Source organism: Mechercharimyces mesophilus, from assembly GCF_059818345.1.
This window is the reverse complement of sequence record NZ_JCBAPH010000005.1, coordinates 150950-177616: the sequence shown is the minus strand read 5'-3', so window position 1 is coordinate 177616 and position 26667 is coordinate 150950. Positions and strand designations below refer to the sequence as shown.

The 26667-nt window shown below is 40.0% G+C and carries 25 protein-coding genes and 1 pseudogene; 25 read left to right on the top strand and 1 reads right to left on the bottom strand.

Annotated features, from left to right (window positions below; translation table 11 throughout):
• The first annotated feature begins 63 nt into the window (after nt 1–63).
• From AC6RGY_RS13525 to AC6RGY_RS13425, 21 genes and pseudogenes are all read left to right on the top strand, one after another.
• A complete protein-coding gene (locus AC6RGY_RS13525) occupies nt 64–297 on the top strand; it encodes a hypothetical protein (RefSeq protein ID WP_499863754.1) in 234 nt (77 codons plus the stop codon).
• Between the two features lie 67 nt (nt 298–364).
• On the top strand, nt 365–1669 hold the full coding sequence (locus tag AC6RGY_RS13520; RefSeq protein WP_499863752.1) for a VWA domain-containing protein: 1305 nt from the start codon (nt 365–367) through the stop codon (nt 1667–1669).
• Nucleotides 1670–1751: 82 nt separating this feature from the next.
• A complete protein-coding gene (locus AC6RGY_RS13515; RefSeq protein ID WP_499863750.1) occupies nt 1752–2258 on the top strand; it encodes a hypothetical protein in 507 nt (168 codons plus the stop codon).
• Between the two features lie 32 nt (nt 2259–2290).
• A complete protein-coding gene (locus tag AC6RGY_RS13510; protein WP_499863748.1) occupies nt 2291–2695 on the top strand; it encodes a TadE/TadG family type IV pilus assembly protein in 405 nt (134 codons plus the stop codon).
• Between the two features lie 167 nt (nt 2696–2862).
• On the top strand, nt 2863–3708 hold the full coding sequence (locus AC6RGY_RS13505; RefSeq protein WP_499863746.1) for a peptidoglycan DD-metalloendopeptidase family protein: 846 nt from the start codon (nt 2863–2865) through the stop codon (nt 3706–3708).
• 205 nt (nt 3709–3913) lie between these two features.
• Nucleotides 3914–4990, top strand: coding sequence for an amidase domain-containing protein (locus AC6RGY_RS13500; RefSeq protein ID WP_499863744.1), 1077 nt, complete (start codon nt 3914–3916; stop codon nt 4988–4990).
• A gap of 544 nt (nt 4991–5534) precedes the next feature.
• On the top strand, nt 5535–6098 hold the full coding sequence (locus AC6RGY_RS13495; protein ID WP_499863742.1) for a hypothetical protein: 564 nt from the start codon (nt 5535–5537) through the stop codon (nt 6096–6098).
• Nucleotides 6099–6790: 692 nt separating this feature from the next.
• Complete coding sequence (lepB, locus tag AC6RGY_RS13490; RefSeq protein WP_499863740.1) at nt 6791–7282, top strand: signal peptidase I; 492 nt, start codon at nt 6791–6793, stop codon at nt 7280–7282.
• Between the two features lie 369 nt (nt 7283–7651).
• Nucleotides 7652–8287: a Yip1 family protein gene (locus AC6RGY_RS13485; protein WP_499863737.1), complete on the top strand. Its 636-nt coding sequence runs from the start codon at nt 7652–7654 to the stop codon at nt 8285–8287.
• A 31-nt stretch (nt 8288–8318) separates the two neighbouring features.
• Complete coding sequence (locus AC6RGY_RS13480) at nt 8319–8963, top strand: YIP1 family protein (RefSeq protein ID WP_499863735.1); 645 nt, start codon at nt 8319–8321, stop codon at nt 8961–8963.
• Between the two features lie 102 nt (nt 8964–9065).
• Nucleotides 9066–10409, top strand: coding sequence for a hypothetical protein (locus AC6RGY_RS13475; protein WP_499863734.1), 1344 nt, complete (start codon nt 9066–9068; stop codon nt 10407–10409).
• A 145-nt stretch (nt 10410–10554) separates the two neighbouring features.
• Nucleotides 10555–11565 (top strand): hypothetical protein, encoded by a 1011-nt coding sequence (locus AC6RGY_RS13470; protein ID WP_499863732.1) that lies wholly within the window; start codon nt 10555–10557, stop codon nt 11563–11565.
• Between the two features lie 201 nt (nt 11566–11766).
• Nucleotides 11767–11889: pseudogene (locus tag AC6RGY_RS13465) on the top strand (IS3 family transposase); the annotation flags it as partial.
• A 784-nt stretch (nt 11890–12673) separates the two neighbouring features.
• Entirely contained in the window at nt 12674–13576 is a 903-nt protein-coding gene (locus AC6RGY_RS13460; protein ID WP_499863730.1) for a hypothetical protein, read from the top strand.
• Between the two features lie 233 nt (nt 13577–13809).
• Nucleotides 13810–14310, top strand: coding sequence for a DUF2399 domain-containing protein (locus AC6RGY_RS13455; protein WP_499863728.1), 501 nt, complete (start codon nt 13810–13812; stop codon nt 14308–14310).
• A gap of 445 nt (nt 14311–14755) precedes the next feature.
• Nucleotides 14756–15562: a hypothetical protein gene (locus AC6RGY_RS13450; RefSeq protein ID WP_499863726.1), complete on the top strand. Its 807-nt coding sequence runs from the start codon at nt 14756–14758 to the stop codon at nt 15560–15562.
• 171 nt (nt 15563–15733) lie between these two features.
• Complete coding sequence (locus AC6RGY_RS13445; protein WP_499863724.1) at nt 15734–16558, top strand: hypothetical protein; 825 nt, start codon at nt 15734–15736, stop codon at nt 16556–16558.
• A 167-nt stretch (nt 16559–16725) separates the two neighbouring features.
• The gene (locus tag AC6RGY_RS13440) at nt 16726–17181 is read left to right on the top strand and encodes a hypothetical protein (protein ID WP_499863722.1); all 456 of its coding nucleotides are present in this window, start codon (nt 16726–16728) and stop codon (nt 17179–17181) included.
• 72 nt (nt 17182–17253) lie between these two features.
• Nucleotides 17254–18051 (top strand): hypothetical protein, encoded by a 798-nt coding sequence (locus AC6RGY_RS13435; RefSeq protein WP_499863720.1) that lies wholly within the window; start codon nt 17254–17256, stop codon nt 18049–18051.
• A 461-nt stretch (nt 18052–18512) separates the two neighbouring features.
• Nucleotides 18513–19271 (top strand): serine/threonine-protein kinase, encoded by a 759-nt coding sequence (locus tag AC6RGY_RS13430; RefSeq protein WP_499863718.1) that lies wholly within the window; start codon nt 18513–18515, stop codon nt 19269–19271.
• A 107-nt stretch (nt 19272–19378) separates the two neighbouring features.
• Nucleotides 19379–21421 carry a tetratricopeptide repeat protein gene (locus AC6RGY_RS13425; protein ID WP_499863715.1) on the top strand — a complete coding sequence of 681 codons (2043 nt, stop codon included), beginning with the start codon at nt 19379–19381 and terminating at the stop codon, nt 21419–21421.
• 80 nt (nt 21422–21501) lie between these two features.
• On the opposite strand, the gene AC6RGY_RS13420 is transcribed toward AC6RGY_RS13425, so the two are convergent.
• Nucleotides 21502–22776, bottom strand: coding sequence for an MFS transporter (locus AC6RGY_RS13420; RefSeq protein ID WP_499863713.1), 1275 nt, complete (start codon nt 22774–22776; stop codon nt 21502–21504).
• 359 nt (nt 22777–23135) lie between these two features.
• On the opposite strand from AC6RGY_RS13420, the gene AC6RGY_RS13415 reads away from it, so the two are divergent.
• The 4 genes from AC6RGY_RS13415 (at nt 23136) to yknW (ending at nt 26612) form a co-directional block, all read left to right on the top strand.
• Nucleotides 23136–23906, top strand: coding sequence for an ABC transporter substrate-binding protein (locus AC6RGY_RS13415; RefSeq protein ID WP_499863909.1), 771 nt, complete (start codon nt 23136–23138; stop codon nt 23904–23906).
• 158 nt (nt 23907–24064) lie between these two features.
• A complete protein-coding gene (locus AC6RGY_RS13410) occupies nt 24065–24727 on the top strand; it encodes an amino acid ABC transporter permease (RefSeq protein WP_499863907.1) in 663 nt (220 codons plus the stop codon).
• The gene (locus AC6RGY_RS13405) at nt 24724–25446 is read left to right on the top strand and encodes an amino acid ABC transporter ATP-binding protein (protein ID WP_499863711.1); all 723 of its coding nucleotides are present in this window, start codon (nt 24724–24726) and stop codon (nt 25444–25446) included. The genes AC6RGY_RS13410 and AC6RGY_RS13405 overlap by 4 nt, the downstream gene beginning before the upstream one ends.
• Before the next feature lie 455 nt (nt 25447–25901).
• A complete protein-coding gene (yknW, locus tag AC6RGY_RS13400) occupies nt 25902–26612 on the top strand; it encodes a YknW family membrane protein (RefSeq protein WP_499863709.1) in 711 nt (236 codons plus the stop codon).
• Nucleotides 26613–26667 lie beyond the last annotated feature (55 nt).

The window sequence follows — 26667 nt, the reverse complement described above, 5'->3', positions numbered from 1 at the left end:
AGAATCGAGATGAAAGCAGAGGTATTGATGGTAGACAATTCAAAAAAATGGAGGAATTAAGTTATGAAAAACCTGAAAAACAAAGTAGCAAGTGTGAGTGTACGTACTTATACAGCTTACAAAAATGTACTTGAAAATCGTAAAGGTGCTAGTACGCTTGAGTATGTGTTAGTCCTTGCAGGTGCTGGTGCTTTAGCATTAGCTGCAATGGCCGCTTTAGAAGGTGGGACAGATAGTGTGAAAAATGAAATTAAAGACCTTCTTTCGAATATTGGCGGTGGAGAAGGTGGAGAATAAGTAAATCTCCTTATGTGGCCGTTCAAATACGGCCACATTTATATATCTTAGAAAGAGGTGTTTCAGTATGGTAGGAATCAAGAAGTATTTTGTATTGTTAACTCTACTTCCCTCCCTTATTTTATCGTCTGCATGTTCAGATTCTGTAATGGAATCTGAAGTTAATATAGAGGAAACAAAACAGAATGCGAGCAAGCCACAAGCTACTACAGAAGTGGAAGAGATTTTAAAGCAACCGCCCGGAGAATACGGTGGAGAGAAATTTAATTGGGAAAAAGTGAAGGCAGAGCTTGATGATATTCCGGTGGATGCAACCGAAGATCAATTATATACTCGGTTCATTGAGTTAATGGGTGAAGATTATAGGTTACTTAATGAGAGAATGAGTGCCTTTGATCCTACCATTACGTTTGACACCACAGATACGCCTGGAAATGTAGAAGTACCTAAGGATGGGAGAGCACAACAGCTGAACGTAACTATTCTTCTCGATACAAGTGGAAGTATGGCGGGGAAAGTGAGTGGTGGAGTGAAAATGGATTTGGCCAAAGAATCTGTGAAGAGTTTCGCCTCCACTATGCCAGAGAGTAGTAATGTTTCCTTACGCATATACGGAAATAAAGGAAGTAATCGTGATGCAGATAAAGCCCTTTCATGTAAAAGCTCTGAAGAGATTTATTCGATGCAGGAGTATGATGAAAAAAAATTCGAGGAATCCCTTGACCAAGTAAAACCTACGGGATGGACACCGATTGCGAAAGCGATTGAAGGAACACAGCGAGATCTAGCCAGTAAATCATCGGATATCAAGAATATTGTATACATAGTGAGTGATGGTGAGGAAACATGTGACGGAGATCCAGTGAAGGCGGCACAAAGTTTGCATCAATCCGATATTGAAGCGGTTATTAACATTATAGGATTTGATGTGAATGATCAAGGGGCGCATTCGCTGAAAGAGGTGGCACAAGCTGGGGGAGGTTCTTATCAGACAGTTCAATCTAAGGAAGACTTAGAACAGTACTTCGATGACCAGAAGAGCAAATTGATTACTGAGTGGATAAAGTGGAGAGGTCATAATCAGTCGCTATTACTGGAAGTTGTCAAAAAGAAATTGAGTGAGATTCGTGAAATAGAAAAAGAGACGAAGGATAAAGCATCTAAAGAAAAGGATCATATGATGAAGGCGAAGGAATACCTCTTATCAAAAGGAAAGATAGAGGAGCTAAATCTTTCTGGGTCGGGGATGAAGATTAGTGAGCGATATACAGATATATATTTCTTTATTGACAAATTCGAAATTAATATGAAGCAAGAAGTGGCAGATAATAAAGCGGATATTTACAGAAAGATTAACGATAAGGTTGAGTGAGATCAAGAAAATTTAGGTGTTTAATGAGGTGGATAACATATTGCATTGATGACGTGAACGAGTCGGTTTGGAGGAGAAAATCATGCTGAAACTAATAAAAAATAAAAAAGGTAATATAACCATCCCGTGGATAATGATCCTTCTTGGCATGACTATTCTTTTTCTTCTACTTAGTAGTGTTGGCATTGCATGGGCGACTCATTCTGTCTCACGTGTTGCTGCTAGTGCTGCAAGTATTGCAGTAACCAAGGAGCTTGACCAAGTAATTATTGAAACATACAACTCGCAGGATGAGTCTCCACAAACAGTAGCAGAAGAGAGTTTTATGATTAAGCAAGGGATACTAAGGAATCAAACACGGTTAGCAAATGTGGCAAAGAAATATGCAATGGATAATGGTGCGGATCACGAGGGGGAAATCATTATTCATAAAAATGGACGAGTAGAAGTGAGAGCACGGACTGAATATGAACCGATGATGGCAGAAGAGTATTTTAAAGGAAAGTACGTATGGGGAAAAGATTCCGGCCCTTCACGGTCTTATCTTGACAAAATTAGTGATGGAGAGATTGTGATCAAGTATAAGTGAAGTTAATTCAATGTTGAATGGAGGTGAGCATGATGCTCTCTTTTATTAGTAGGATGAAAGAAAGGTCAAAAAGAGATCGTAGAGGTGCTGTGACAATAGAATTTGCTATTATCTTTTCGTTTTTTGTCATGTTTATTCTACTTATCTGGCAATTTATTGTAGCTGGAATGGCAGTGATGGATACGCAGGCAGCGCTCCACGATTCTCTTGAAATAGCTGCTAATACAGGGGATAAAGAGGAAGCAGAAAAAAAAGCGAAAAAAGCATTTGGTGTATTGGGAGCATATGAATTGTCGACATTAAATGTGACTTTTGATCAGGAAGAGGGGATGATAACAGCAAAAGCAGAGACAGAAGTAGACATCTTCTTTATTACTAGTATTGTGGGTAAGACATTTACATATGAAGAACATGCAGTTACCCCAATTATTCCTTAAGAAGTGAGATTGGATTGAGAATTTTCAATGCCCTGTTTGTATTTATGAGGGAGATTGTAGACTTTGATTATATCTAATATAGTTCGACCTTGTATTTTATACTAAACAAAATCGAGTTGGAAAGTAGAGATATTCAGACGAGAATGGACTGAGAGGTTGGTAAGCTGATGACTTTCTTTAGATGGATTAGTCAATTTAGTCGTAGAAACCGTAAAGGGGCAGCAACACTCGAGTTTCTTATTATTCTACCTTCCTTTGTATTTTTATCGCTATTCGTTTGGCAGATTGCAGTTACTGGAATGGCCATTATGGATACTCAGGCAGCATTGAGAGATGCAGTAAAAATTGCTTCATCAACGGGGGATGACGAGCAAGCCAGAAAACAGGGAGAAGAATCGTTTGGCTCGCCAGAAGCATATGAGCTAAAGAAAATGGAGGTAAAGATTAAAGAAAAAGATGGTATAGCGATTGCTAAAGCAGAAACGAGTATCCCTGTTCTATTTATGAAATCTACCCCTTTTACTTACAGCAATGAAGTTAAAGCACCAATCCTCCAGGCCTCTAAAGGGGGGATGTCTTATGCTGGAGTTTTAATCACTGAAGGAGACTTTGGAATCCCTGTTCCGCCTGGAAGTTATACTTCAATAGGCCCTTATGGATTAAGAAATGATCCAGTTACGGGTCAACCAGGAAGTATGCATCACGGATTGGATATAGCTGCACCGTATAATACACCGATTCATGCAGCTGAAGCGGGGGAAGTTACTCATGCTGGCCCGATGAATGGTTATGGAAATGTTATTATTATTGATCATGGTAACGGGGTAACTACCCGTTATGGGCATATGTTCTCCCATCAACTCCTCGTTAAGAAAGGTGATAAGGTTGTAAGAGGTGAGAACATAGCAGGCGTTGGTACAGCTGGGAAATCAACTGGATACCATCTGCATTTTGAGATCCGAAAAGATGGTCAATCTGTCGATCCTGCTGACTACATTAATATAGTGATGTAATCAAATAAGTTGTAGGTTTATTGATATACTAAGAGATTTTCTTTGTTGAATTCGATAGGTTTAACTTTGGAGATACGTTGAGCTTATTACTGTGAGTAATAATTTTTCTTTTTATGAACATAACAGGACATGCTATTTTCATGAGGGGCTTACTAGGGTTACTGGCTCTCCGTTGAAAAGAAATAGATAAAGGGGGGAAATAAGATTGGATAGAAAGCGGAATGAATACAAGCGCCTGCTAAAAAGTCAGCATGGTGCATCTACAGTTGAGTACGTTTTTATTCTAATCGCAGTAGTAAGTCTTGCAGCCGTTGTTTTCACCTTATTTAGTGGAGAGGGTGAGGAACGGGTTTACACTACGGTAATGAATCTTATAATGGGAAAAGAAAGTAGTAATTCCCCGAATATACAGATGGACAATGCGCTTCCTGAGGATGAAGACAAAACATCACGTGGAGGGGAAGAACAACTACGGTCCCCTGAACAAGAGCAGTTAGAATCTTTGCCGTTGGAAAACCAGTCACAACAATTAGAAGGAAATAGCAGTGATCAAAAATCGGTGGAGAAGCTAAATGAGGAAGAATATAACCAACAAACTATTAACTGGATTAGTAGAATGGAAGGAGAAGTAGATTTAGAACTAAGTGCAGAGATAGAAAAAAAGAATAAGGAAAAAAAAGAGGGAATATTAGAAAGTCAAAAGGAATATATAGATAGTTACAGCAAGGAGGGTGAAGAAAGAGTTAATCCAAAGTACGAACGGTTCGATGATTTTAACCTTAAATATGAGTTTCCACCATTTGAAAATGGAGGAGGCGATTGTGCAAATTTTGTTTCACAAATATTGCTAGAATCAGGAAAAATAAGACAGATGAATGATGATTGGTATTATGAAAAAGGAGAAGAGCATTGCGTTTTAGGAGTCTGGCCTTGTTTGCAGAAAGAATCAGATGTTTCTAATGCTTGGGGCATAGCTCATGACCAATTTAAGTATTTTTCAAATAAAGAGAATGGATACATAGAGGAAGAGGTTATCGAAATTTCATCAAAAGAAGGTTTTGATGAAGCATTTAAAAGTGGCGACATTGAAGAAGGAGACTTGCTATATTGGGACTTTGATGGAGATGAAAGGATCAATCATGCTACGATTATTACAGGAGTTGATGGTGAACTATTATACTCTGGGCATACATCCGATCGTAATAATGCGAGTGTACGAGAGTCATATAAAGAGTATATAGATGAAGGTGGGAAATTATATATAGTGAGATTAAAAGATTAAGAGTAGATATTATGAGAGGTAGAGTATTGAAGCCTTAGAAAAGGAGGTAATAGAAATGACCGAGTGTGAACTGATGAAATTGCGTTAGGGAGGAGATGGTATGAAGTAGCGGAGTTTCGACTGGATTTGGAATAAAGAAGCTCATGAGGTTAATGAAGTCCATACCTTTTATGCTTGCGACTAATTTAATGCATGAATCACAAGTATTTCTGATGCACTACCCTATTTAATTAAAAAATCCCACAATATTAAAGATAACTCAAAAAAAGAAGTCTCCTTTGATGATACGTACCTGTGATATATAGGGCTTATAAAATATCCTGGGAACAGACAAGAAACTTTGTAAGTTATTAAGGTCAAATGGAGAACCGAAGGCTTCCATTTCTATAAAGGAACTCAATTACCATAAATCATAACATTGGAAGTTGATTTTCAGTCTTAGCTCTATTGTTCTAATAATTTATGGGGATAGGGGCTCATTTAGATAAACGATGATTAGCCGGATTAAGTATCATCAAACTAGTACCGAAAGAAGGTAATTGAATTGATAAAGAGAATCTTCAAAATCACATTCGTAGGATTAACTTCACTAATTTTACTTTTTTTAACATATTATTTCATATCTTTTTCTGGAGATACGTTGAAAGCAAATGGATTAAATGTGAAAGTACATGAAGTTGATAAATTTTGGCTGAGCAAAAAAGCTATGAAGGATCGTGGATTAACAAGTGATGAGATAAATGATCTTTTCGAACATCCGGAAGAATATAGAGATATTTATTATGAATACGAGTTAACCAACACTTCAAGCATGTCCATTATAGAGAATTTAGAAGTAGAACCTCATCTGTCTGAAGAAATACAGGAGAGAATAGTGTATATAGAAAAAAAGTTTATTCAAGACTATGACGTCCCTGATCGCGTATGGCCAGACGCTACACAGAAAATGCGCTTGCATGCAATGATCAAAGTGAAGAAAGGAGACACGAAAGATATGATCATTGAAATGGCGAAGAATGATCAATTTGTAGTAAAAGGAGAGAAAATAGGATATCTAACAAATAGTAGTGAGATTTCTGTTGATATGGAGTTTGAACAGGAGGAATGAATTAGTGACGTGATCTATTTATATTGAATCTAAGGTTTAATATTCGAAGGGAAAAATCGTCTATGGTTCATGATTCTCTTTCCGAATGAAAGTTCGGATAATGATTATGATTTATATCATCTTCAAAAATATGTTACTAATAGTTTGTAATAGGACAAGAATACCTTCGCGATGTAGCGTTCTTCCACTAGGTAGCAGATGACCGTTGTCATATGGACTCCCAGTAATTTAACTCCTTGAAGAAATACACAGAGGTGTTTTCAATGATTATCTTCACTAGTGCTGGATCATATGTTCCTAGATCATCTTTCGAGGAACTCAAAGCGGAATGATTACACAGCTTTTAGAAATGGCGAAGAAATCTTCATTTGAATTTACAGGAAAGAAGTTTGTTGAGCAATATAACCACTATCCTGTTGATACGGAATATATAGAATGAAATTGGATAACATGGGGCATGTCATTCATTATGGATGAGGCAACGTATAAGAGATTTCTAGCATTTTAGTGATTCGCACGTTCAGTTTGGAAATACGCCTTTGAATAACGTTTAGCCACTTTTTCACCCGTGGCAAGAGTATAAACACCGTTAGTTTCATAAAGAAAGAGTTAAGAGGCACTTCAATTATCTTGGTCTGGAAACTCTCTATCCTACTAGTCTGAACTAATAACGTGTTTTAGAAAGGAATCGTATGAAAAAGATAGTGCTTACAATACTGATTTTATGGTCAGTTACACTCCTTGCTTTTTTGTTTTTATTACGTTCCTACGATTGGTATATGATTGTTGGTCCTAGTATGGAGCCTACTTTTGTGGAAGAAGATATAATCATTGTTGATATTCATGAAGATCAAATTAAACGTGGTGACATGGTGGTCTTTCGATTGAATGAATCGACAACACGACCTTATGATAAGAGAGTGATAGCTTTGGCTGGGGATACAGTGGAAGTACGCGAAGGGAGGTTATATGTTAATCAACAGGCAGTTACATTGGGCAATACCGCTCGAGAGGATCTTCCTGACTTTCAGTCAGTCCTAATTCCATCTGGCCAATTGTTTGTTATGGGAGATAATCCAAGTGAAAGTATTGATAGTCGTGAATTCGGGCCCATTTCAAAACAAAATGTGATTGGGAAAATTGAGATGCGTATTTTTCCTCTCTCTCGAATGCAAATGTATTGAACTTTACTCCCATACTAAAAATATGTAGAAAAGATAATGACTCTAGACTTGGTGCAAATATTGAGGCTCCAGATAAGCTAAGTCTAACTATGACCAATCTATTCACGGCTCTTAGTCCTATGATCCATTGGTATTGTTGGTTACTAACTAAACAAGGTACTAATTAACATATTAAGGATAGCTAAACGAGATACTATGTTTCAAGTTACTATCTATTAAGAACTGGTATATCAAAAGATGGTATTGTATCCTGTTTGAGTTGGACAAAGATACCATTTACTTATAAAATATATATTGTAAATGGATTTATAGATGATTCGAGTCAGCAATACAGGTCTGAGAAAACTTTAAAAAAAGGAAGGTTAATAAATGATGATTAGTTACCTAAAAGATGATGAGCGATTGCGTCCTTGGTTCACTGTATGGTATCAACCGAGGCGCACTACACGTCACTATGTTGAAGCAAATACTACTCAGTGGCTTTGGATGATTGCAGTCCTAGCTGGTATTGCTCTTTTTTTAGAAAATGCTGCCGCGCAAGATCTTGGGAACCGCTTATCTTTACCTAAGGTATTCTTTTTCTCACTGGTTATTGGAGCAATCATTGGGGTTGTGCAGTGGTTTTTACTGAGTGGAATCATGACTGTTGTAGGGAAAGTGTTTGATTCGGATGTTACTTGGGGAGGCATGCGTAGAGCGATTGGATTAGCTTTTGTGCCACTTTCATGGAAAATAATGCTATGGCTTCTCAAGATTATTCTCATAGGACATGAAAACTTCACTACTGCCACCCCTCATTTAGATAGTAGTACTTTTTTACTCGCCTTTTTCTCACTATCTTTTATCGTGGATATAGTAATCGCTGTGTGGTACGTTGTCGTACTTGCAAAAGCGGTGGGAGAAGTATTGGAATCATCCGCGTGGAAAGCGCTTGGACTTATTGTAATAGGATTATTTCTTTTTGTAATCATTTGCTTAATCTTCCTACTGCCGTTGGTGAACTAGTCTAAGATTTTGCAGCGATAGGAGAGAAAAAATGGATCGTATAAAAAATTTTTTAATGGAATGTCTGGACTTGTGGATATCGATCTGGTTTCGTCCTAGGCGAGTGGTCAGACGCATGCGCGATATTTCCTCGAAGTGGTATATATTGATTCTAATTGTGCTTGTATTCGGGATATCATACACTTTCGATCAAATATTCTTCCTTAAGTTAGGAGACTATTTTGAATTAAGTATGCTTTTGCCAATATCCATCCTTATTGGGATAGGAATTGGTCCGATTCTATGGTTTGCATATGCAGGTTTACTTTACATACTGGGTCGAGCAGTAGGAGGAAAAGGGACCTTTCAAGATCTTTTAAACGGTGTGGCCGGTGCCATGTTTGTTTTCGTGACACGATTTCTTTTATGGGGAATCCAACTACTTCTCTTCGGAAATGAAATCTTTATGGATATCACACCAAGGATTGATAGTAGCTTTTTTCTGCTTGTATTTTATTTATTTTTCATAGCGATTCAACTGATTGTGGCTGTTTGGTTTTATGTCACACTCTGCTTTACGGTAGCTGAATCACACCGTCTCTCTCTTTGGTATTCCCCAGTCATGATCATACTGACCATTGGTCTCATTTGGGTGATAGCGAAATATGGGCTTGGGATTGTGTTATTTCCAATTTAATAGAGCACATAAAGGAGGGAGAGCAATCGCATGAAGGAATGGATAAAGTGGAGTAGAAAAGGCGCTACGACTGTAGAGTATGTGTTGATTCTCATAGCAGTTGTGTTATTGGCAGGTGTGTTATATACCCTCTTTGCGGAGGATGATGGAACGGCTAAGACAACTGTAGAGCAGACGATCGAACAATTGATCGAGGGTGAAGAGGTAGAAATACAAGTAGGAGAAGGGTCCAAATCGGGAAATTTGGAACAAGAACCATCGGATCTGCAACAATCAGAAGCGGGAGGAGAGGATGAAGCAGAAAATTTTCAGGAACCAACCAATGAAGAGAAGGAGCAAGTAGATAAGAAGGAAGAAGAGGAGAAAGAAGAAGATAAGCCATGGTGGGAAGACGCCTACGATTATGTTGCATCAGGGGAAATTGTTGATGATTCGGTAGACTATGTTACATCGGGCGAAATCGTAGATGATGCTCTGTATGTCGGGAAAGAAAGCCTAGATTTTCTAATTCTTGATGATGTTTCTACTTGCTTTACAGGAGAAGACACTGATGGCAATGAAGCAGGTATCTTAGATCATACACTTAGTTGTGTTGCACTTTTTCCTCCAGCAAAAGTAGCCAAGGTTGGTAAATATGCAGATGATGGAATAGATGCAATTAAGAAATTGGATGATAAGCTTCTTGGTTCTGATGCAGGGGATGTGGCGAAAAAAGCCAAGGATGAAGTTGATGATGTAGTTGGCGATAGTAGGAAAGTAATTTGTAGTTGCCCCCCTCAGATTAGTAAGCAAACGAAGAAACATGTGCATGAGGGTGAAATACAAACAGATCCTGATTCGCCTTTTTACGGGCAATGGAATGGTAGTGGTCTTCATAATTGGAATGAAATGAAACGAATAACGAAAGAGCAAGGTCTTGAGATGAAATCAATAGAATTGGATAATAGCACTGGCGTTCGTAGAGTGGTAGTTGAAATTGGGGATGTAGATAAAAGCCAATTAGAAAAGTGGACAAATGTAAAAAAACACTTACAAGAATTACAAGATCCCAACGTATCTAAAAGTAAAAGGAATAAATTAGAAAAGAAAGTGAGAAGGAGTGCTGGAGAGGAATATTTAGAGAAAGACCCGTCAGATATCAATCCGATCCAGCTATCAAAAAAAACTAAAACAAAGACTATGTACCCAGAGCATTATAGTAAAGAGAACATTGATGCTATGGGACAGGCAGCTCTAGACGAGTTCATGAATAAAAGTCCTAAATTGGATTATTCCATAGGGAATGATGGCAATGTTATACCTATAACTTTTAATGCAAAAGTAAAAGGACCAGATGGAAAAATAATTGAAGTTCAAGGTGGGGTTATTCCAAATAAAGATGGGACCGCTGATTATATCTCGTCGCACTTTCCGGTTTTTGATGGGAAAGGGGAGAAAATAAAATAGAATTGCCCAGCAAGTACAAAATTCGATAACTTTTTAATGGAATGGGAACTAGTAACTCTGTATTTATTATCAAAAGACTAGACCCATTCCAAGTTATTTTCTCGTAAATCATTGTAAGGATTTTCGAATGAAGGAGAGAATCTGAATGAACCAACTGGAAATTTTCTTGAGAAAGCACCAGCCAGGCGAATATGATGTTCGGTCATGTTGGGAATACATAATATTGCTTGTTCGGTATAACGATTTGGAAATTAACGAGTTAATACATGAATATAATCTCTTAATTCATGAAGGCCGTTTTAGTTCACAGCTTATTGAGTGTACAGAACCTCACATAGGAATGTTGAAGATTAGTATTGGTGGCAAGGGCTCAATTTGTGATGAGGCGAAACTTGTTCATCACTTTAGGTATGTCCTGCATTGTTATATAGAAGAGCATGAGTTACAAGCAGAGTTAAGGGAAGTCTATGATACAGAATATAAAGTATCAAACCCCTTATTAATGGGCAGTTTGGGAGCAAATGAAGTGGATGCATGGAAGAGGAGTCAAATTAACTGGCCAGATAGCTGGCATTCATATCTAGACAACTTTCCTATTCTTGATGAAGGTGTTGACTGCGATGAACAACAGGAAGAGTTAATGAATCACACGGTGATCAATATGGCAATAGCAGACATTCAAGATAAAATAGACGATCAGATCAATCGTGTATTTTCTTATAATAAGATAAATAATTATAGGGGTATTATTTTTGAAGTACTTGATTGGGCCTCCACCAACTTTTTAGGTCTAGGAGTAAAGGTGATTCGGCTGAATCAATCGCTAGAGAGGATAGAGACATTAAACGACTATTCATTTGGTACCTTTTCAATAGAGTTTATGCCTTATTTCATGGAATTCATTCCTGATACCATTGAACGTTCACAGCATACTTCTAAGTATGGGGCTGAATACATTTTTTACACATCTTGTTCATTGGAAGGATTTATCAGGGAACGTTTTATTGAACTAGGTGCCAATAATTTAGAGATTCCTTGTTTTGTTAAAGGATTTAGAGATTCAAGTGAAGCATACTATTTACAGAAAGGTTATTATATTGATTATAAAATATTTTTAGAAAGTGGATTAATCCAAAAAAGGTCCGATTTGGATTAATCTATGGGGAAGCGGACCTCCTTCTCCTTTTATCTTTACTACTGCTTTTTCTGCTAGTAATCCATTGGGATCATTTTCTCTCTCTGTTTCCTTTGATGAGAGTGAGGTCTTTGATCCATTTGTAGATATCACTTTCGATAGGCCATATACGCTACTTTTTTTAGGGACTTAACCTTTTAGTGTCCCCGGCGCTATCGAGATTTCAAAGAAGTAAAAATAGCAATCTTTCAATTCATTGGGGGCTGGTATAACCGAAATCGCATTCATAGTGGACTGGATTATCTTACTCCTCAACAGCTTGAGGATCAATCTTTGTCAGATTAGACTTAACTTCTTACTGACTCTCTTATTGACTCAAGTCCAATACGTGGGTACATATAAACATTTAGAAACGTCGACATTAGGTGGATATGGAAGTGATCCGTATATCGAAGACCAAAGCATGAGCATTTTACTGAAGCATTACTAAATCAGAGGTTTAGAGAACTTCGTTATCCGGTGGTCATTGAAATAAGATATGAGATTCCATATGTTTATGAGACAAATCCTTATGAAGATGAAGAGTTCAACGACATCTTTTTATGGATATATAATAATTTCCTAATCTAGGGGAAGCAAACAAACAATATTTATTTGTATAAGAGTGATTCAATATCTCATAAAAGCTATCCTTTGATATTGAATCGTGGTAATATAATAGGTAAACAAAACCATCTAAAGATATAACAACCAAGAAAGCGTTTTATAGTAGGAGGGATACTTCGCTCTTACTATTAGATAAGAAAATCATTAGAGATAACTTGTTTTTAAAGTATTAGGGAAACTGATATCACGAATTAAGGCGCTTCGAAAGCCATTGACGTCTTTTTTGGTTCTGTATGGATGCTCTTCACAGAGGAGATAAAGTCCAATTGATCAGTTTTGGGAAATTTGAAGCATGAGATCGTACAAAACGTAAAGAAAGAGATCCTCAAACAGATTAAGAGATCGAAATCGAGGCTAGTTGGACTCCGGAGTTTAAACTAGGAAAAGAAACGAAAAAATTCAGCCCAATTAAGATATGTAACTTAAAGCACGAACAGTTCGTCTAGCAGAAGGGGATAGAGAAGTGAAAAAAAACATATTAGCTTTGGTCATTATCTGTTTATCTATAGTGATGGTCTTCGGGTGTAGCATTGAAGCAAAAGAATCGCCTAAAAAGGAATCATCAAAAGATCAAAATTCAAAAGATGATGCAGATTTAACAGTTAGTGAAATACTAAAAAATGCAGAACAAGCCTTACAAGATAGTAATGGTTTATCTTATGATTACAGAAATAAGTATGAAGGAAAATACGAAAGTCCAGACATGGATTCAGAAATCAATGGGACTTATAGTGGTGAATTCAATATACAGTTTAATTCCTACGCATTTTTTGATCATATGAAAAAGAATACCGGTGAGCTCGAAAGAAATGAGTATACGTATTTGGAAGATAGCTTGATCTATACTCACTATTTTCCTTATGGTGAGTCTCATAACAAAGAAGAGACTCTTAAATATTATTCCTATCCTTATGAGGATGATGAACGATATGAGCTGGACCCTAGAATCGGAATAGAGTTTCTAAAAGAAGGTAAAGAGAAAGTTGTAGTAAAAAAAGAACAAGGAGTGATTATTCTCAAGCTAGAATTAACGAATGACGAAATGAAAGAATATGTACCTAACTACTACAATGAAAAAGTAAGTCAAATATATGGTGGGCCTGAAAGTGAATTAAGCACAGCAAAAATAGATGAGAATTGGGAAATGAGCTTGGATGAAAAGACATTCTTTCCAGTTGAATGTCATTTTGAGGAACGTACTGAGTTTGCCTTTACTAATATAACGGATAAAAACTCCCCTGATGCTCATCAGACAAGCTCGATAGAAAGAGAAATGATCCTAAAAGGAGAATTGACAAATCCTATAACTGTTCCAAAAGAGATAAAAGAAAACGCTGATCAATACGACGGTCCTCCTTTTGACTGAGCTACTAAAGAAAGAGCCGAGAGAGGTTCTATCACCCTTAAGGGCTCTTTCTTAATGTGAGTCTACAACTAGCATATGTTGACTTACCCGTGGTGCTAGTTAAATAAAAAGATTCATCGCAGTTTAACATTACGCTAAAATGCGAAGCTGTTACTACCAATAAGAAAAGGTGCTAATAGAGATGACGGAGCGTGAACTGATGTAAACGGCTTTGGGATTAGAAGGCAGGATCGGTGCTACACGCTCCGCTGAGGGAATTGCTAAAGGTGGATCAGATACTCTCTCCAACTGATCCGCACACTGTTGTCTACATGGTTGAGAACTCGGGCGTGTATGCGAGTCTTTTGGACCAGCTACCGTCCCCTCATCCTCCCTTTATCTGTACCAATGGGCAGATGACCTTATCGGCTTTTCTATTATTGGACCGTCTTGTACAAGCTGGTTACACTATCTGGTACTCGGGAGATTTTGATCCGGAAGGACTCTTGATCGCAGACCGCTTATGTAGGCGTTATGCGGAGCGGGTTCGTTTGTGGCATATGGACGTAAACGATTATTACCACTGCCTGTCCGACAAGACGCTTACTCCGTCTAGATTGAAGCAATTGGAGAAGATCGGTACCTCGAAGTTGCTATCCGTAAGTGATGAAATGAGAAGAAATGGACGGGCAGGGTATCAGGAGAGGTTGGTTACCGTGTTGTTGGAGGAGATTAGACGGGGGATGGATGTATAGAGGTGAATATGGTGAGGCGACTATATTTTTGATGGAAAACGGTTATAGAGATGCTTCCATGTGGGGGTGTCTCTATCGGTATTTTATGTTTAATCTAACTATTGAATAAGGAAAGGAATAGTATATAATTAGATTTGAAGGAATCTTATACTGATATATAGTGGAATATGGAATTTTTACATACGAAAGAAATGGGTGGAATTCTGCGTCGTATTCGAAAAGAGAAAGGGCTACGTCTAGAGAATATTGTGCGGATTCACTGAATTGGCGAAAAGTTGAAGAAGGAGGAGCTACGCTCCGCTGACCACTTAGCTTTGAATTCGCTAATCTGGGCAAAGCTCCTGCCATTTTAAACTGCGATGAACCAAGAAATTCATTTGGCGGAGACTAAACTATAAATCTCCGGATGACATGTTATTACGGAGGGGAATAAGGGGGGATGGTTGTGGGGAAGTTTGCACCACCGGAAAGAGTAATGGATGTATTTAACGAGTATAAGAAGCCTAACGAAAGGCTGGAGATTTTTCCTACGAGAATTGTGTTTGCGGATAGTTTTTATTACTGTGCATCTTATTATGCTGGTACTAACAATAACTATTACTATCTTGCGGTAGATGAAAAAGGTAATGTTCCCACAAAAGATCAAGTCGAAAAAATAATTCTATTAATGGCTGAAATGGTAAGCTATCGACTCAATTTAAATACAGGTGCCATTCCAATTGCTAGAAAAAAGCATGAGGAAGTGATAAAGAGGACATTACTTCTTCTGAAAAATGTCGAGGATAAGCTAAAAAGAACAATGACAGTTGAGATACAGAAGTCGTTGGAAGCATTTATTCAAGTTCCTCAAACTGTTTTAGAAAAGCAACCTCTTGTAAGAGAAATGGTACATAATGCAGAACTATTAATTCAATCAACCCTGGACCAACGAATAGTGACGAGCAGAGACAGAGATAAATTGGAAAGCTATATATTGCTTGGGGGAAAATATGCTTTTCAGCAGAATGACATACAAATGAAAACATACAAAGACCGGAAGCGAGTTATCCGATACCTATTTCAGAAAGGAAAGTGGTGGTGGGCAATCCGCTTGTGGATTCATCATTTAAGGATGCACTCAGATGTAGTCAAGTCAAAGGATATAGATGACTACTTACAAGCAAAGGAACGATTTATTGAAGAAAAAGAACCGGAATCAAACAGGAGAGAGAAGCAAAAAATAATAAATTCCATCCGTAACCCCGTTTCTTGAGGAGGTGAAAAATGCAACACTATAAAGAGGCCTGGTACCTTTGCCGTTCATCTTTTCGGCAAGTAATGTTACTAGGGTTAATCGTATTTTTCAGTATTTATTTACCAAGCGGATACTATACTATATTCCTCGACTGACATTGTTATAGTCGGGGAACAAGAGGTGATTCGTATGGGGAGTTATACACCACCCGAAAGAGTGATGGATGTGTTTAAAGAGAGTATGAAACTTCATGAAAAAATCGATTATTTTCCAACACGGATTTTATATGGTGATACATACTACTACTGTGCAATTTATTTTTCTAATAAAGGTCACGCTTACCTTGCCATTGATGGTCACGCTTACCTTGCCATTGATGAATTTGGTGGTATTCCTACTAAAGATCGGATGGAAAATGTAGTTCTTTTAGCGACTGAAATGACAAGTTTTAGGCACAATTTAAATCTAGGTGTAATACCTATAGCTAAAAAAAATCATATGGGGTCTATGAAACAAACATTAAATATCCTAGAAGAAATTGATAAAAAACTTAAAAAGGATATGCCACTGGAGATACAAGGGTCATTGGAAGCGTTTATACAGGTTCCTCAGACTACTTTGGAAAAACATCCTCTGATTAGGAAATTGGTGCAGGATGCAGAGAGTATAATCCAATCAACTTTGGATCAACGAATAGTTACCATTGAAGATAGGGATAGATTAGATGAAATTATTTTACTCAGTGGTAAATATGCTTTTCAACAAAATGATATACAAATGAAGACATACAAAGATCGGAAGCGAGTTATCCGATACTTACTTCAGAAAGGAAAGTGGTGGTGGGCATTCCGTTTGTGGATTCATCATTTGAGGATGCATTCTGATGTAGTTAAGTCCAAAGATATGGAAGATTTCTTATATGCAAAGACGGCATTTATCGAAGAAAAAGAACCGGAATCATACAGGAGAGAGAAGCGAAAAGTAATAAATTCCATTCGCCATCCCGTATCATGAGATACGCTGAGTGTAGCATCTACAAATGATAGGGATGAAGTAATTGATGCTTTTACGGACCCTAAAAATGCTTGAAACGATAAAAAGGTGGGGGAAGCGACAAATAAGGTGAAAATACGGTAACAGGTTGGTTCTAATAGCTGAGACAGAGAAGGGAATGAAATCCATTGTCTACAGGTATGAAAGATATACCAGAGCAGATAGAACAGATCATTGAGAAGTACAGAAAGGGGACGGAACCATATGGCGTGACACCTAATCTGATTGAAAATAATGGGAAAAATTATTACTATGTACAGTTCAAGCGCTCGAACTCTTATTTGATTATTGATGAAGCAGGGAGTCTTCCCTATCTTGAAGATTGTAAACCCATTATTCGTCGGGCAGGCTTTTTAGTTAGTTGGAGTCATACGGTTGAAGGTTTTGGTCGAGAGCAGTCGCCAGCATATCATCGAAAGGTGTATAGGAACAAAGCGCGGATGTTAAAACGGATGGATCGCGCCGTGGGAAAGAGAATGCCAGAAGATGTGAGAAAATCCATGAGAACCTACATTGAAACGATTGGAAAATTTGCGGTGAGGAGATCACTACTACAAAATGGGAGTTTGCTGTTTGTAATTTAGATTTTAATGTTTGGTAGGGGGGCTAAACTATATTTTCTCGGGACTACAGGAGGGGAAGAGGGAGTGGTAGATGTGGGGAAGTTTACACCACCGGAGCGAGTAATGAATATATTTCAGGAGTATAAGAGTACTAATGAAAGGCTGGAAGTATTCCCGGCTAAAGTTATTTGTAATGGAAAGCTTTATTACGGTTCTTCCTTCTATTATAGCAACCAATATTACTATTTAATTGTTAGGGAAGATGGTACTGTACCATTAAAAGAGGAGGCTGTACCAGCAGTTTTACTTATCTCAGGTATAATTAGCTTCAATCTAAACCTTCGTTCAGGAGGTTATGCGATGGCTAAAAAAAGTCATATGGGCAGTATGGAAAGGGCTATTCAACTGTTACGGAAGGTTGAATACGAAATGAAAATGACAATGCCCTTGACGGTTAAAACTTCAATCGAGGCATTTATTCGAGTTCCATTAATAGTACTAGAAAATCAACCCTTAGTAAAAGGGAGAGTGCAAGAAGCTAAAGATTTGATTCTATCTAAAGTAAATGGAGAGATAACTGTTGATGACCATGATAAGTTAGATAAACTCATATTAGAAATTGGGAAGTTGGCATTTCAACTAAACGACATACAAATGAAAACATACAAAGACCGGAAGCGAGTTATCCGATACCTACTTCGGAAGGGAAAGTTGTGGTGGGCATTCCGTCTATGGATTCATCATTTAAGAATGCATCCCGAGGTAGTCAAGTCTAATGACTTGAATGACTATTTATTCGCAAAGGAACGATTTATCGAGGAAAAAGAACCGGAATCAAACAGGAGAGAGAAGCAAAAAATAATAAATTCCATCCGCAATCCCGTGTCATAAGGAAGAAAGTTGTAGCACTATAAAGAGGCCTGGTACCTTTATCGTTCATTGTTCCAACTGGACTTGAGATAGTTCCTCACCCAACAATATAGAACGTAAGTTCGGATAAAATGTTAAGATGAGTCCTGAATTCCTGAAGCAAAAATAACGGCAAACCGAATGTATTGCAGTTTGAACCTTATCTCCAACTTGTTGTATTTACTATTCTCGCTCTCCCCTACAAAACCTATTTCAATCATAAAAACTTCCTAGCAATCTCCCCCACTTTCCCTACGCAAAAGGGTACCCAGTCTTCCCTCATCATGGTAAAATAGAGAAGATTCGATCGTATTTGTTGTCGTTTATGAAGGAAAGTATCGATAGCGTGGATACTTTCCTTTTTCAACCACTAGATGGTGGGTTATCATACATAGAAGTAATGCTAGAAACGCGATTATTGAGCTTGGAGGGGCTGGAAAGCCATGAAAAGGAAGCGTAAAGGTGAATGGATTAAAGAGGTTTATCAAGTGGAGAATGGGTTTCCGTTTGTACAAGGGTTACTCTACGATACCGTCTATCGTTCATCAGACACAGAAGATGAACTGATAGGACGGAGGTACTTTGTGCAAGCGCTCGATGCACGTGCTGTGGATCGGAGCGAAGAGGTAAGTTCCTTGATGAATCGTGATGAAGCGGTGTTTATTCTTCTACATGAGGTATTTTTTGAGGGAGAGACATTGTATCAAGTGTATAAACGCTTGGAAGGACAGTTGTTGGCACATCGCATGATAGAAGGCAGGATGGATTGGAAAGAGGTAGTTCCCATTTTGCGAAGCATTGTGCAGCAACTGATGATTCTACGAGAAAACGGGGAGTTTACGATCGTTCACCCACAAAATATGATCCTTCCTTCAGAGGGAATGGTGCAATTTTTGTATGGTGGACCGATGAGGCTATTGCCTAAACATGTGGAATTGCCACAAGCTCGTGTACAAGTGCAACAGACTGGAGTGTCCACAGATGTCTATGCTTTGGGAGTAGTAGCATATACCATGTTGACTGGAAAAATACCGACACAAAACCCGCTCTCCATTCCACCTCTGCATCGATTGTGCCACGAAGTACCTGTCGATCTTGCCAACCAAGTGATGAATGCTCTGTCAGTACAGCCAAGCTACCGGCCGTCATTGGATATGTGGCAGGAGGTTCTCCAGCGAACGGCATTGAGCATTGACTTGTAAGCGATCACAGAGGTGGGGAGGGCGAAGTGGCTAGGGCAATCAAGCAAAGAGTAGCTATGACTACATAAGATAGTCAATCGAGAGAGAAGGGAGAGAGGGAGCCGTTTATGAAGATAAGGAATAATGGAGAAAGAATCAATCAGGCTTATCAGATTGAAGCTTCTTTTCCGTTTGTCAAAGGTGTGCTGTACTATACCTCGTTGCTGTCAGCGGAAACGGGCTTAGAAGAGAGTGAGACGGCACCCACGCGTTTTGTGCATGCTCTTCCAGCTGCTGAAGTGAAGCAGACAGGAGAAGAAAAACTCCCGCTCCGGGTGGAGGAAGCACTGATTCCACTAGAACACGTCTTTGTAGAAGATGGGGTCTACTATCAGGTTTTGCAGCCGTTTACAGGAACTCTCCTCTTAAAGCGGATGGCAGAGGGAAATATCCCTCTAAAAGAAGCGACCTATATGATCCATCAGTTGAGTGAACACCTCGTTTTATTACAAGAAGCGGGTCAAAAGACGATTGTCCACCCGCAAAATATCTTTCTATTCCCGGACGGGAAAATACGCTTTCTCTATGGTGGAGAACAAGAAGTGTTGCCGTGTGGTTATGAAGGGATTTTACCGGAACGCTTCTTTTCAGGCGAAGAGAAAGAACGAGGTTCAGCGGATACCAAATCATTGGCCTTGCTCATTTACCGCATGATCACGGGCAAGCAGCCTGATCCTGGAGAAGATATTATCTTGCAACTGCGTCTGGCTTGCTCTGAAGTGTCGTGGGACCTGGGTGAGTGGGTAGAGCGCAATTTGGATGCAAAGCGAGAAGATCGTCCACTCCTTTCGGAGACTGTTGGACTTTTTCAGCGTTTACTGGACGATGAAGTGGGACAAGAATATACGCCTCGTTGGGACGTGCCTCTAACTTCAGAAACGGAAGAGAAGAAGGAGGGAGAGTCTGAGGGGGGTCATACGAGCAAGAGAACGGAAGATCCTGTTGATCAGGGGGATGAGTCCGTACATAATAAAAGGTCTCGTGAAGATCATGAGAAGAAGAGTGGCCCAAGTGAGCGTTTGCCTCTGCTGATTCCATCGAAAGGGAAAAAGCTATCCTCGAAGTGGGTGAAGGTGGGAGCCATAGGTGCGGCTGTGGCAGCTCTTTTGCTCTTAGGTATTTTCCTCTTCTCGCCAGGAGGGACGGGCCAGACAGAGGTGGAAGCTGATCCGGCACTAGCCAAACAGGCATATGAGGAATCTATGGAAGCGTATAAGAATAGCAAGATGGAGCAAGCGATTCAGATGGGAGAGAAGGCAGCTAAGTACAATCCGTCTAATGAAAAGATTGTCTTGCACCTCGCTTCTCTGTATGGAGAAGAACGACGCTATCATGATGGAATTGTCCTATTGGAAGAGACGAAAGAAGTGTTGACGGAGTCTGCATCACTTCATGATGCGTTAGCGGTGCAACTGTTACTTGCCAATCGAGTGGCAGAAGCGAGTAAAATGGCACAAAAGGCGACGGCGCTTAATAATGAAAATGCCGAGTATCACTATCACTATAGTAAAATCTTGTATAGCCAAGGGAAGACAGATAAGGCCATAGAAGCGATTAATCAAGCGATTCAACTGGATGAGAAGAATCCGCTTTACCATTACGAGGGATCCATCTATTACGAGTCGCTAAAAGAGACCGAGAAAGCCCGTCAGTATGCAGACAAAGCGCTGGCACTGGATGCATACAATGAACGTTATTGGATTGCCAAAGGAAATGCGGATCTGACAGAGATTGAAGTTATGCAGGAAGATCAGAATCTGTCTGCTCAAGCGAAAAAAGAGCGAGCGCAAGAGTTAGCCAAGAGCGCTCTGAAGAGCTTTCAGGAAGGAAATAAAGTCAATTCGTTCAATCCAGCGATGCACTTTCATCTTTCGGTTACCTATGCTTTCTTAGGAGATCTAGGAAAAGCGGAAGCCGAAGCCAAGCAAGCTGTGGTTCAGGGGTCAGAAACTTCCTTGTATCACTACCAATATGCGTTGATTTTAAAGAAGAATAAGAAGGAAGCCGAAGCGGAGAAGTACTTTGCTAGCTATGAATCTTTGCGCAAGGACCAACAAAAGCCACAGGTAGAACTCTCCGTTGGATCCAATTGGGCGAGTGCCACCCGATAAGGTGGGTTACTATTTAAATGAAAAACAGGACGATGGGATGATATCCCCTATTCGCCCTGTTTTTCTCTTTTATCGTTCACTTAAGCCCCAGTATTGGCTACTTCTTTCTGACCTTTTTCTACATTTACCATGAAAAGCATCACGATGCCGACAAGGAAGAATAACGCCAGCGATAAGATACCGTAGCGGCTAGAGCCCGTCATCTGGGACATGATACCGACGACGAAAGGCCCAAAGACGGCAGCGAGTTTGCCTGAGAGGCTGTAAAAACCAAAGAACTCAGCAGAGCGTTTAGCCGGGATTAAGCGGGTAAAGATGGAGCGCGCGAGCGCTTGACTGCCTCCTTGTACGATCCCTACCATGAAGGCGAGAAGGAAGAAGTGAAGTGAGGTAGTCATATAGTAGCCCAACAGGACGATAAGCAGATAGAAGACAAGAGTTCCAATTAGGGTTGGCATGGAGCCAAACTTGCCAGCAATCTTGCCAAAAAGAAGAGTGAAGGGAATACCCACAAATTGCGTGAGCAAGAGCGCAAGGATGAGGTCGCCGCTCTCAATTCCAATCTCACGTCCATAGATGGTCGCCATCTTAATCATCGTATTGATCCCATCACTAAAAAACCAGAAAGCGACAAGAAATTTGATGAGCTCGGGATAAGCTTTAAGACCCCGAATGGTGTTTCCCACTCTGCGGAACCCCAGCAAGGCAAGAGTGGGGACGGACCCTGTCACTTTTTTTCCCTCTTTGCGATCATGAACGTGCCGAAAGAAAGGAATGGAGAATACAACCCACCAGATGCCGACAGTAGCGAAGGAGACTTGTGTGGCTACTAATGAGTTAGGTAAGAAGAACCAGTCCGGCTTCTGGATCATGAGTAGATTAAGAGCCAACAAGAGACCCCCACCGATATAGCCATAGGCAAAGCCTTTAGTCGAAACTTCATCCCGTTTATCTTCCGGGACGAGATCAGGTAAGAAAGCATCATAAAAAACGATGGAGCCCGAGAAGGCAAGTGTCCCCAGTATGACAAGGAGAGAGGCCATAATCCATTCACCTTCTCCCACGAAGGCCATCAAGATGGAAGCGATCGCACCCATATAAACAAAAAATGTAAGAAAAGACCGTTTGGATCTAGATGCGTCGGCAATCGCTCCCAGTATAGGGGAGAGTATAACAACAAACACGAGCGCGATGGATTGTGTATAACCCCAGTATGCGGTGGCATTGGCCTTTGAGAGACTGCCAGCTGCTACATCGGAGTAAAAGATGGGCATGACCGCTGCCATCATGGTGGTGGCAAAGGCGGAGTTGGCCCAGTCGTACATCATCCAGGCTCGTACAGCTTTTTTGTTCAAAGCATCTCTTCCTTCCCTGTTCAAAAATTTAGACGTAACTTCCTTTTACTAGTTTAGCATAAAGCGAGTAAGAAAACGTTTTCAATAAATGGGGAGAGCGAAGAATATAGATCGAATATTTAGTCAATATAGCACATAATCCAGTAATAAGGGGGTACAGGGAAGATGATCCGTTGCCCATCTAGTAACCATAGTAAAATCTTTATCCCAAAGATGTTTCATACCGGAAAAAGAAGGGTATAGCCAAGTATCTAGGTGCGTACTGGGCGCATGATCCTCACGATTGACTGAAAAATAAGGAGGTCCTTATCATTCGAAAAAAACGCTTTTTTTCGGTACTACTCGTTTTGGTACTTAGTATGAGCTTGTTGGCTGCCTGTGGAGATTCTACTTCTGAATCCAATGATTCGGGAAGTGATGAAGCGACAAGCAACTTAAACCTGAAGGAAGATGGCAAACTGACTTTTGCGATGAGCGGTCTGTACAAGCCGTACAACTACACGGATGAGGATAGTGGCGATTTGACTGGGTTTGACATCGAGATTGGTAATGCCATTGCGAAAGAAATGGGACTGGAGCCCAATCCGGTGACCAATCCGTGGGAATCGATCATTGCCGGACTACAAGGAAATAAGTTTGATGCGATTATCGGAAGTATGGGGATTACAGAAGAGCGGGACAAAGCCGTTGACTTTACTAATCCATATTATCGTTCTGGAGCGCAAGTTTTTGTCGCAGCAGGCAATGAGGAAATCAAGAGCGTAGAGGACTTAAAAGGGAAAACCATTGGAGTGGTGAAAGCCACGACATATAAAGATCAAGCACTGGAGTACTCTAAAGATATTCAGGAGTATACAAGTGATCCGGTAGCGCTTAATGACCTGCCGACGGGTCGTGTAGACGCTGTCATTACCGATGAAGGTGTAGGAAATTATGCGATCAAAGATGCCGGTCTAGAAGTGAAGGCAATCGGCGAACCGCTTTCCCAAGATGAAATGGGAATTGCAGTCCAAGAAGGAAACAAAGAACTGCAAGAGGAGATTAATAAGGCACTACAAGCAATCATTGATAATGGAACATACGCAGAGATCAGTGAGAAATGGTTTGATAAAGATATGCTAGAAAAGTAAGGAGCTTCTTAAACTCTCTCCTCTAATGATCAAGAGAGTGCGTAATCTAGATGCAGTAGGAAGGGGTGCACAGAGAAATGGGCATCCCTTCTTTTCACTTTATTTAATGGGAGGGATCTGTGGTGGACTTCGAAAATATTGCGCAGCAATTTACCGATATGTGGGAGATTGCGGGCAAAACAGTGGGACAGTTCTCAGAAGCTGCACTTATTACAGTGGAAATCACTTTTTTTTCACTTCTTTTTGCTACAGTGCTGGGTCTTATGGCGGCTTTTTTTAAGATTTCCGATCTAAAAATCCTAAACTGGATTGCTAATATTTACATTACATTGGTACGTGGAACCCCCTTGATTGTCCAGGTATTTATCTTTTACTTTGGACTCGTTTCCTTTGGTATTACGCTCGATCCTTTCTGGGCAGGTGTATGTGCGCTCGCCCTTCATAATGGCGCGTACATAGCAGAGATCTTTCGTGGCTCGATTCAGTCGATTGATCGTGGACAGATGGAAGCGGCTCGTTCTCTGGGGATGTCGTACCCGAAAGCGATGCAACGCATCGTCTTACCTCAAGCCTTCAAACGTTCGATCCCTCCAGTGGCAAACCAATTTATTATTGGTTTGAAGGACTCGTCCTTGGTGGCCTATATTGGAGTACAAGAATTATGGGGTCAGGGTCTGTCGACTGCGGCCAGTAACTTTATGCAATTTCAAACCTATGCGGTAAATGGAATGTATTATCTTGTATTGGTTCTAATCTTTACACTCTTGGTTCACCGATTGGAAAAATACATGGATGTTGATGCAAAGGGGAGTCGCTCATGATCACAGTTAAAAACCTTCATAAATCCTTCGGTCGTCTCCATGTACTAAAGGGCATTGATTTGGTAGTGGAAGAGAGTGACGTCGTCTGCTTAATTGGAGCAAGTGGCTCGGGGAAGAGTACACTCCTGCGCTGTCTCAACTTTTTGGAAATCGAAGACAGTGGTGAGATTACGGTAGATGGTCAACTGATTGATCCGAAGAAAGATGACCTCAATCTAGTACGACAAAAAGTGGGAATGGTTTTTCAACACTTTAACCTGTTTCCTCATAAAAACGTATTGGAAAACGTTATGGAAGCCCCTTTACAAGTGAAGAAGATGAGTAAAGGCGAGGCGACTAAGATTGCGAAAGAGTACCTAGAAAAAGTCGGTTTAAGTGACAAGGCAGAAGCGTACCCTTCTCACCTTTCTGGTGGGCAAAAACAGCGTGTGGCGATTGCGCGAGCGCTGGCGATGCAACCGAAGGTGATGCTCTTCGACGAACCAACCTCTGCTTTGGACCCTGAGCTAGTGGGAGAAGTGTTATCCACCATGAAAGAACTGGCTGAGGAAGGGATGACGATGGTTGTCGTTACCCATGAAATGGGCTTTGCACGTGAAGTAGGAGATCGAGTCGTTTACCTTGATGATGGTATGATCGTGGAAGAAGGCTCTCCACAAGAGATCTTCGAAAACCCGCAAGAAGAGAGAACGCAAACGTTTTTAAGCAAGGTGCTATAGAAGAAGGCAGGAGAGAAGTAGCTGGAGGTTAGAATGAGAAGGTGTAAGGTAAGATCATTTAGGTAAGAAACGATAAACAGGAATAAATAGGAGACCATTGGTGTATGAATCACACCAATGGTCTCTTTATTTCATATAGAGTTGCTTCTATAAAAACCTCTATCTACTGAAGTGATTTCCCGATAGTTGGAATCCTCTCTCTAGCGATAAAAGGTGAAAGCACCCCCTCAGAATGAATGGCAGATGCCGCCAGCCCATCAACCACGCGTCGAGAGAACATAGAACGCCTCGTTACCTAGCAACGTGTACCATGGCGAACAAACTTCTACAAATACAAAACGGTAGTTGAGAAAGGAAAGAAGGTTAGATACAATATTCTAAGATAATATGAAACTTTTGCCTAGTGTGTTCGGTTAGAAAGAATAGAATGATAAATGAGGAGTGTGAGCATAAAAATGGAAGCAAGCCAAGAGAGGAAGAAACCATCCCTGCTTGGAATGATTACAAGTCCTGGGGAACAATTTGAACGAATTCGGGAAAACCCTCGGGTGTGGGGTGCACTGATCATTGTTACTTTATTGACAGCGATTCTGATGGGAGCGTCAATGTTTTTCATGATGGATTCACCTCAAATGGAACAGTTGATTCGAGATCAGCAGCCAGGATCGATGGGAATGGAAATGTCAGAAAGTGATATGGCATTAGCTAAGTGGTTCTTTGTAGGTGCGGCATTTATAGGTACATTGCTTGGTGTTCCTATTTTTTATTTGTTTTTTGCCCTACTCTACTGGTTCCTCATGCGCTTGCTTAATAGCGAGATTACGTATCTACAAGTTTTATCTCTCAACTCTTATGTAGGAGTAATCGGGATACTTGGATCTCTGTTTATGTTCATCGTAACGCTTGCTGGAATACAAATCGATTTAGAAACGATGGTTTCACCGACAAGTTTGGCTGCTTTAATGGAAACGGAGAATAAGTTTCTGCTACCGATCTTCAGTTCTATTGAAATATTTTACATTTGGCAAATAATTCTTACGGCGATGGGGTTATCCCTGATTGGTCGCGTTTCTAATGGAAAAGCTTGGACAGTTGTCCTCGTCATTTTCTCACTGGGGATTGCGTTTAATTTAGGAATGGTTTGGATTAAAAGCTTATTCGCTTAAATGAAACATAAATAGGTCTGTGCTCACCAGACAACAAGCTTATGCGGGGGAAGAA

Coding starts and splice junctions, on each gene's coding strand:
- AC6RGY_RS13505 (WP_499863746.1), top strand. CDS start 2,863: ATGACTTTCTTTAGATGGATTAGTCAATTTAGTCGTAGAAACCGTAAA.
- AC6RGY_RS13525 (WP_499863754.1), top strand. CDS start 64: ATGAAAAACCTGAAAAACAAAGTAGCAAGTGTGAGTGTACGTACTTAT.
- AC6RGY_RS13410 (WP_499863907.1), top strand. CDS start 24,065: ATGTGGGAGATTGCGGGCAAAACAGTGGGACAGTTCTCAGAAGCTGCA.
- AC6RGY_RS13485 (WP_499863737.1), top strand. CDS start 7,652: ATGATGATTAGTTACCTAAAAGATGATGAGCGATTGCGTCCTTGGTTC.
- AC6RGY_RS13510 (WP_499863748.1), top strand. CDS start 2,291: ATGCTCTCTTTTATTAGTAGGATGAAAGAAAGGTCAAAAAGAGATCGT.
- AC6RGY_RS13415 (WP_499863909.1), top strand. CDS start 23,136: ATGAGCTTGTTGGCTGCCTGTGGAGATTCTACTTCTGAATCCAATGAT.
- AC6RGY_RS13470 (WP_499863732.1), top strand. CDS start 10,555: ATGAACCAACTGGAAATTTTCTTGAGAAAGCACCAGCCAGGCGAATAT.
- AC6RGY_RS13430 (WP_499863718.1), top strand. CDS start 18,513: ATGAAAAGGAAGCGTAAAGGTGAATGGATTAAAGAGGTTTATCAAGTG.
- lepB (WP_499863740.1), top strand. CDS start 6,791: ATGAAAAAGATAGTGCTTACAATACTGATTTTATGGTCAGTTACACTC.
- AC6RGY_RS13515 (WP_499863750.1), top strand. CDS start 1,752: ATGCTGAAACTAATAAAAAATAAAAAAGGTAATATAACCATCCCGTGG.
- AC6RGY_RS13445 (WP_499863724.1), top strand. CDS start 15,734: ATGGGGAGTTATACACCACCCGAAAGAGTGATGGATGTGTTTAAAGAG.
- AC6RGY_RS13405 (WP_499863711.1), top strand. CDS start 24,724: ATGATCACAGTTAAAAACCTTCATAAATCCTTCGGTCGTCTCCATGTA.
- AC6RGY_RS13480 (WP_499863735.1), top strand. CDS start 8,319: ATGGATCGTATAAAAAATTTTTTAATGGAATGTCTGGACTTGTGGATA.
- AC6RGY_RS13520 (WP_499863752.1), top strand. CDS start 365: ATGGTAGGAATCAAGAAGTATTTTGTATTGTTAACTCTACTTCCCTCC.
- AC6RGY_RS13425 (WP_499863715.1), top strand. CDS start 19,379: ATGAAGATAAGGAATAATGGAGAAAGAATCAATCAGGCTTATCAGATT.
- yknW (WP_499863709.1), top strand. CDS start 25,902: ATGGAAGCAAGCCAAGAGAGGAAGAAACCATCCCTGCTTGGAATGATT.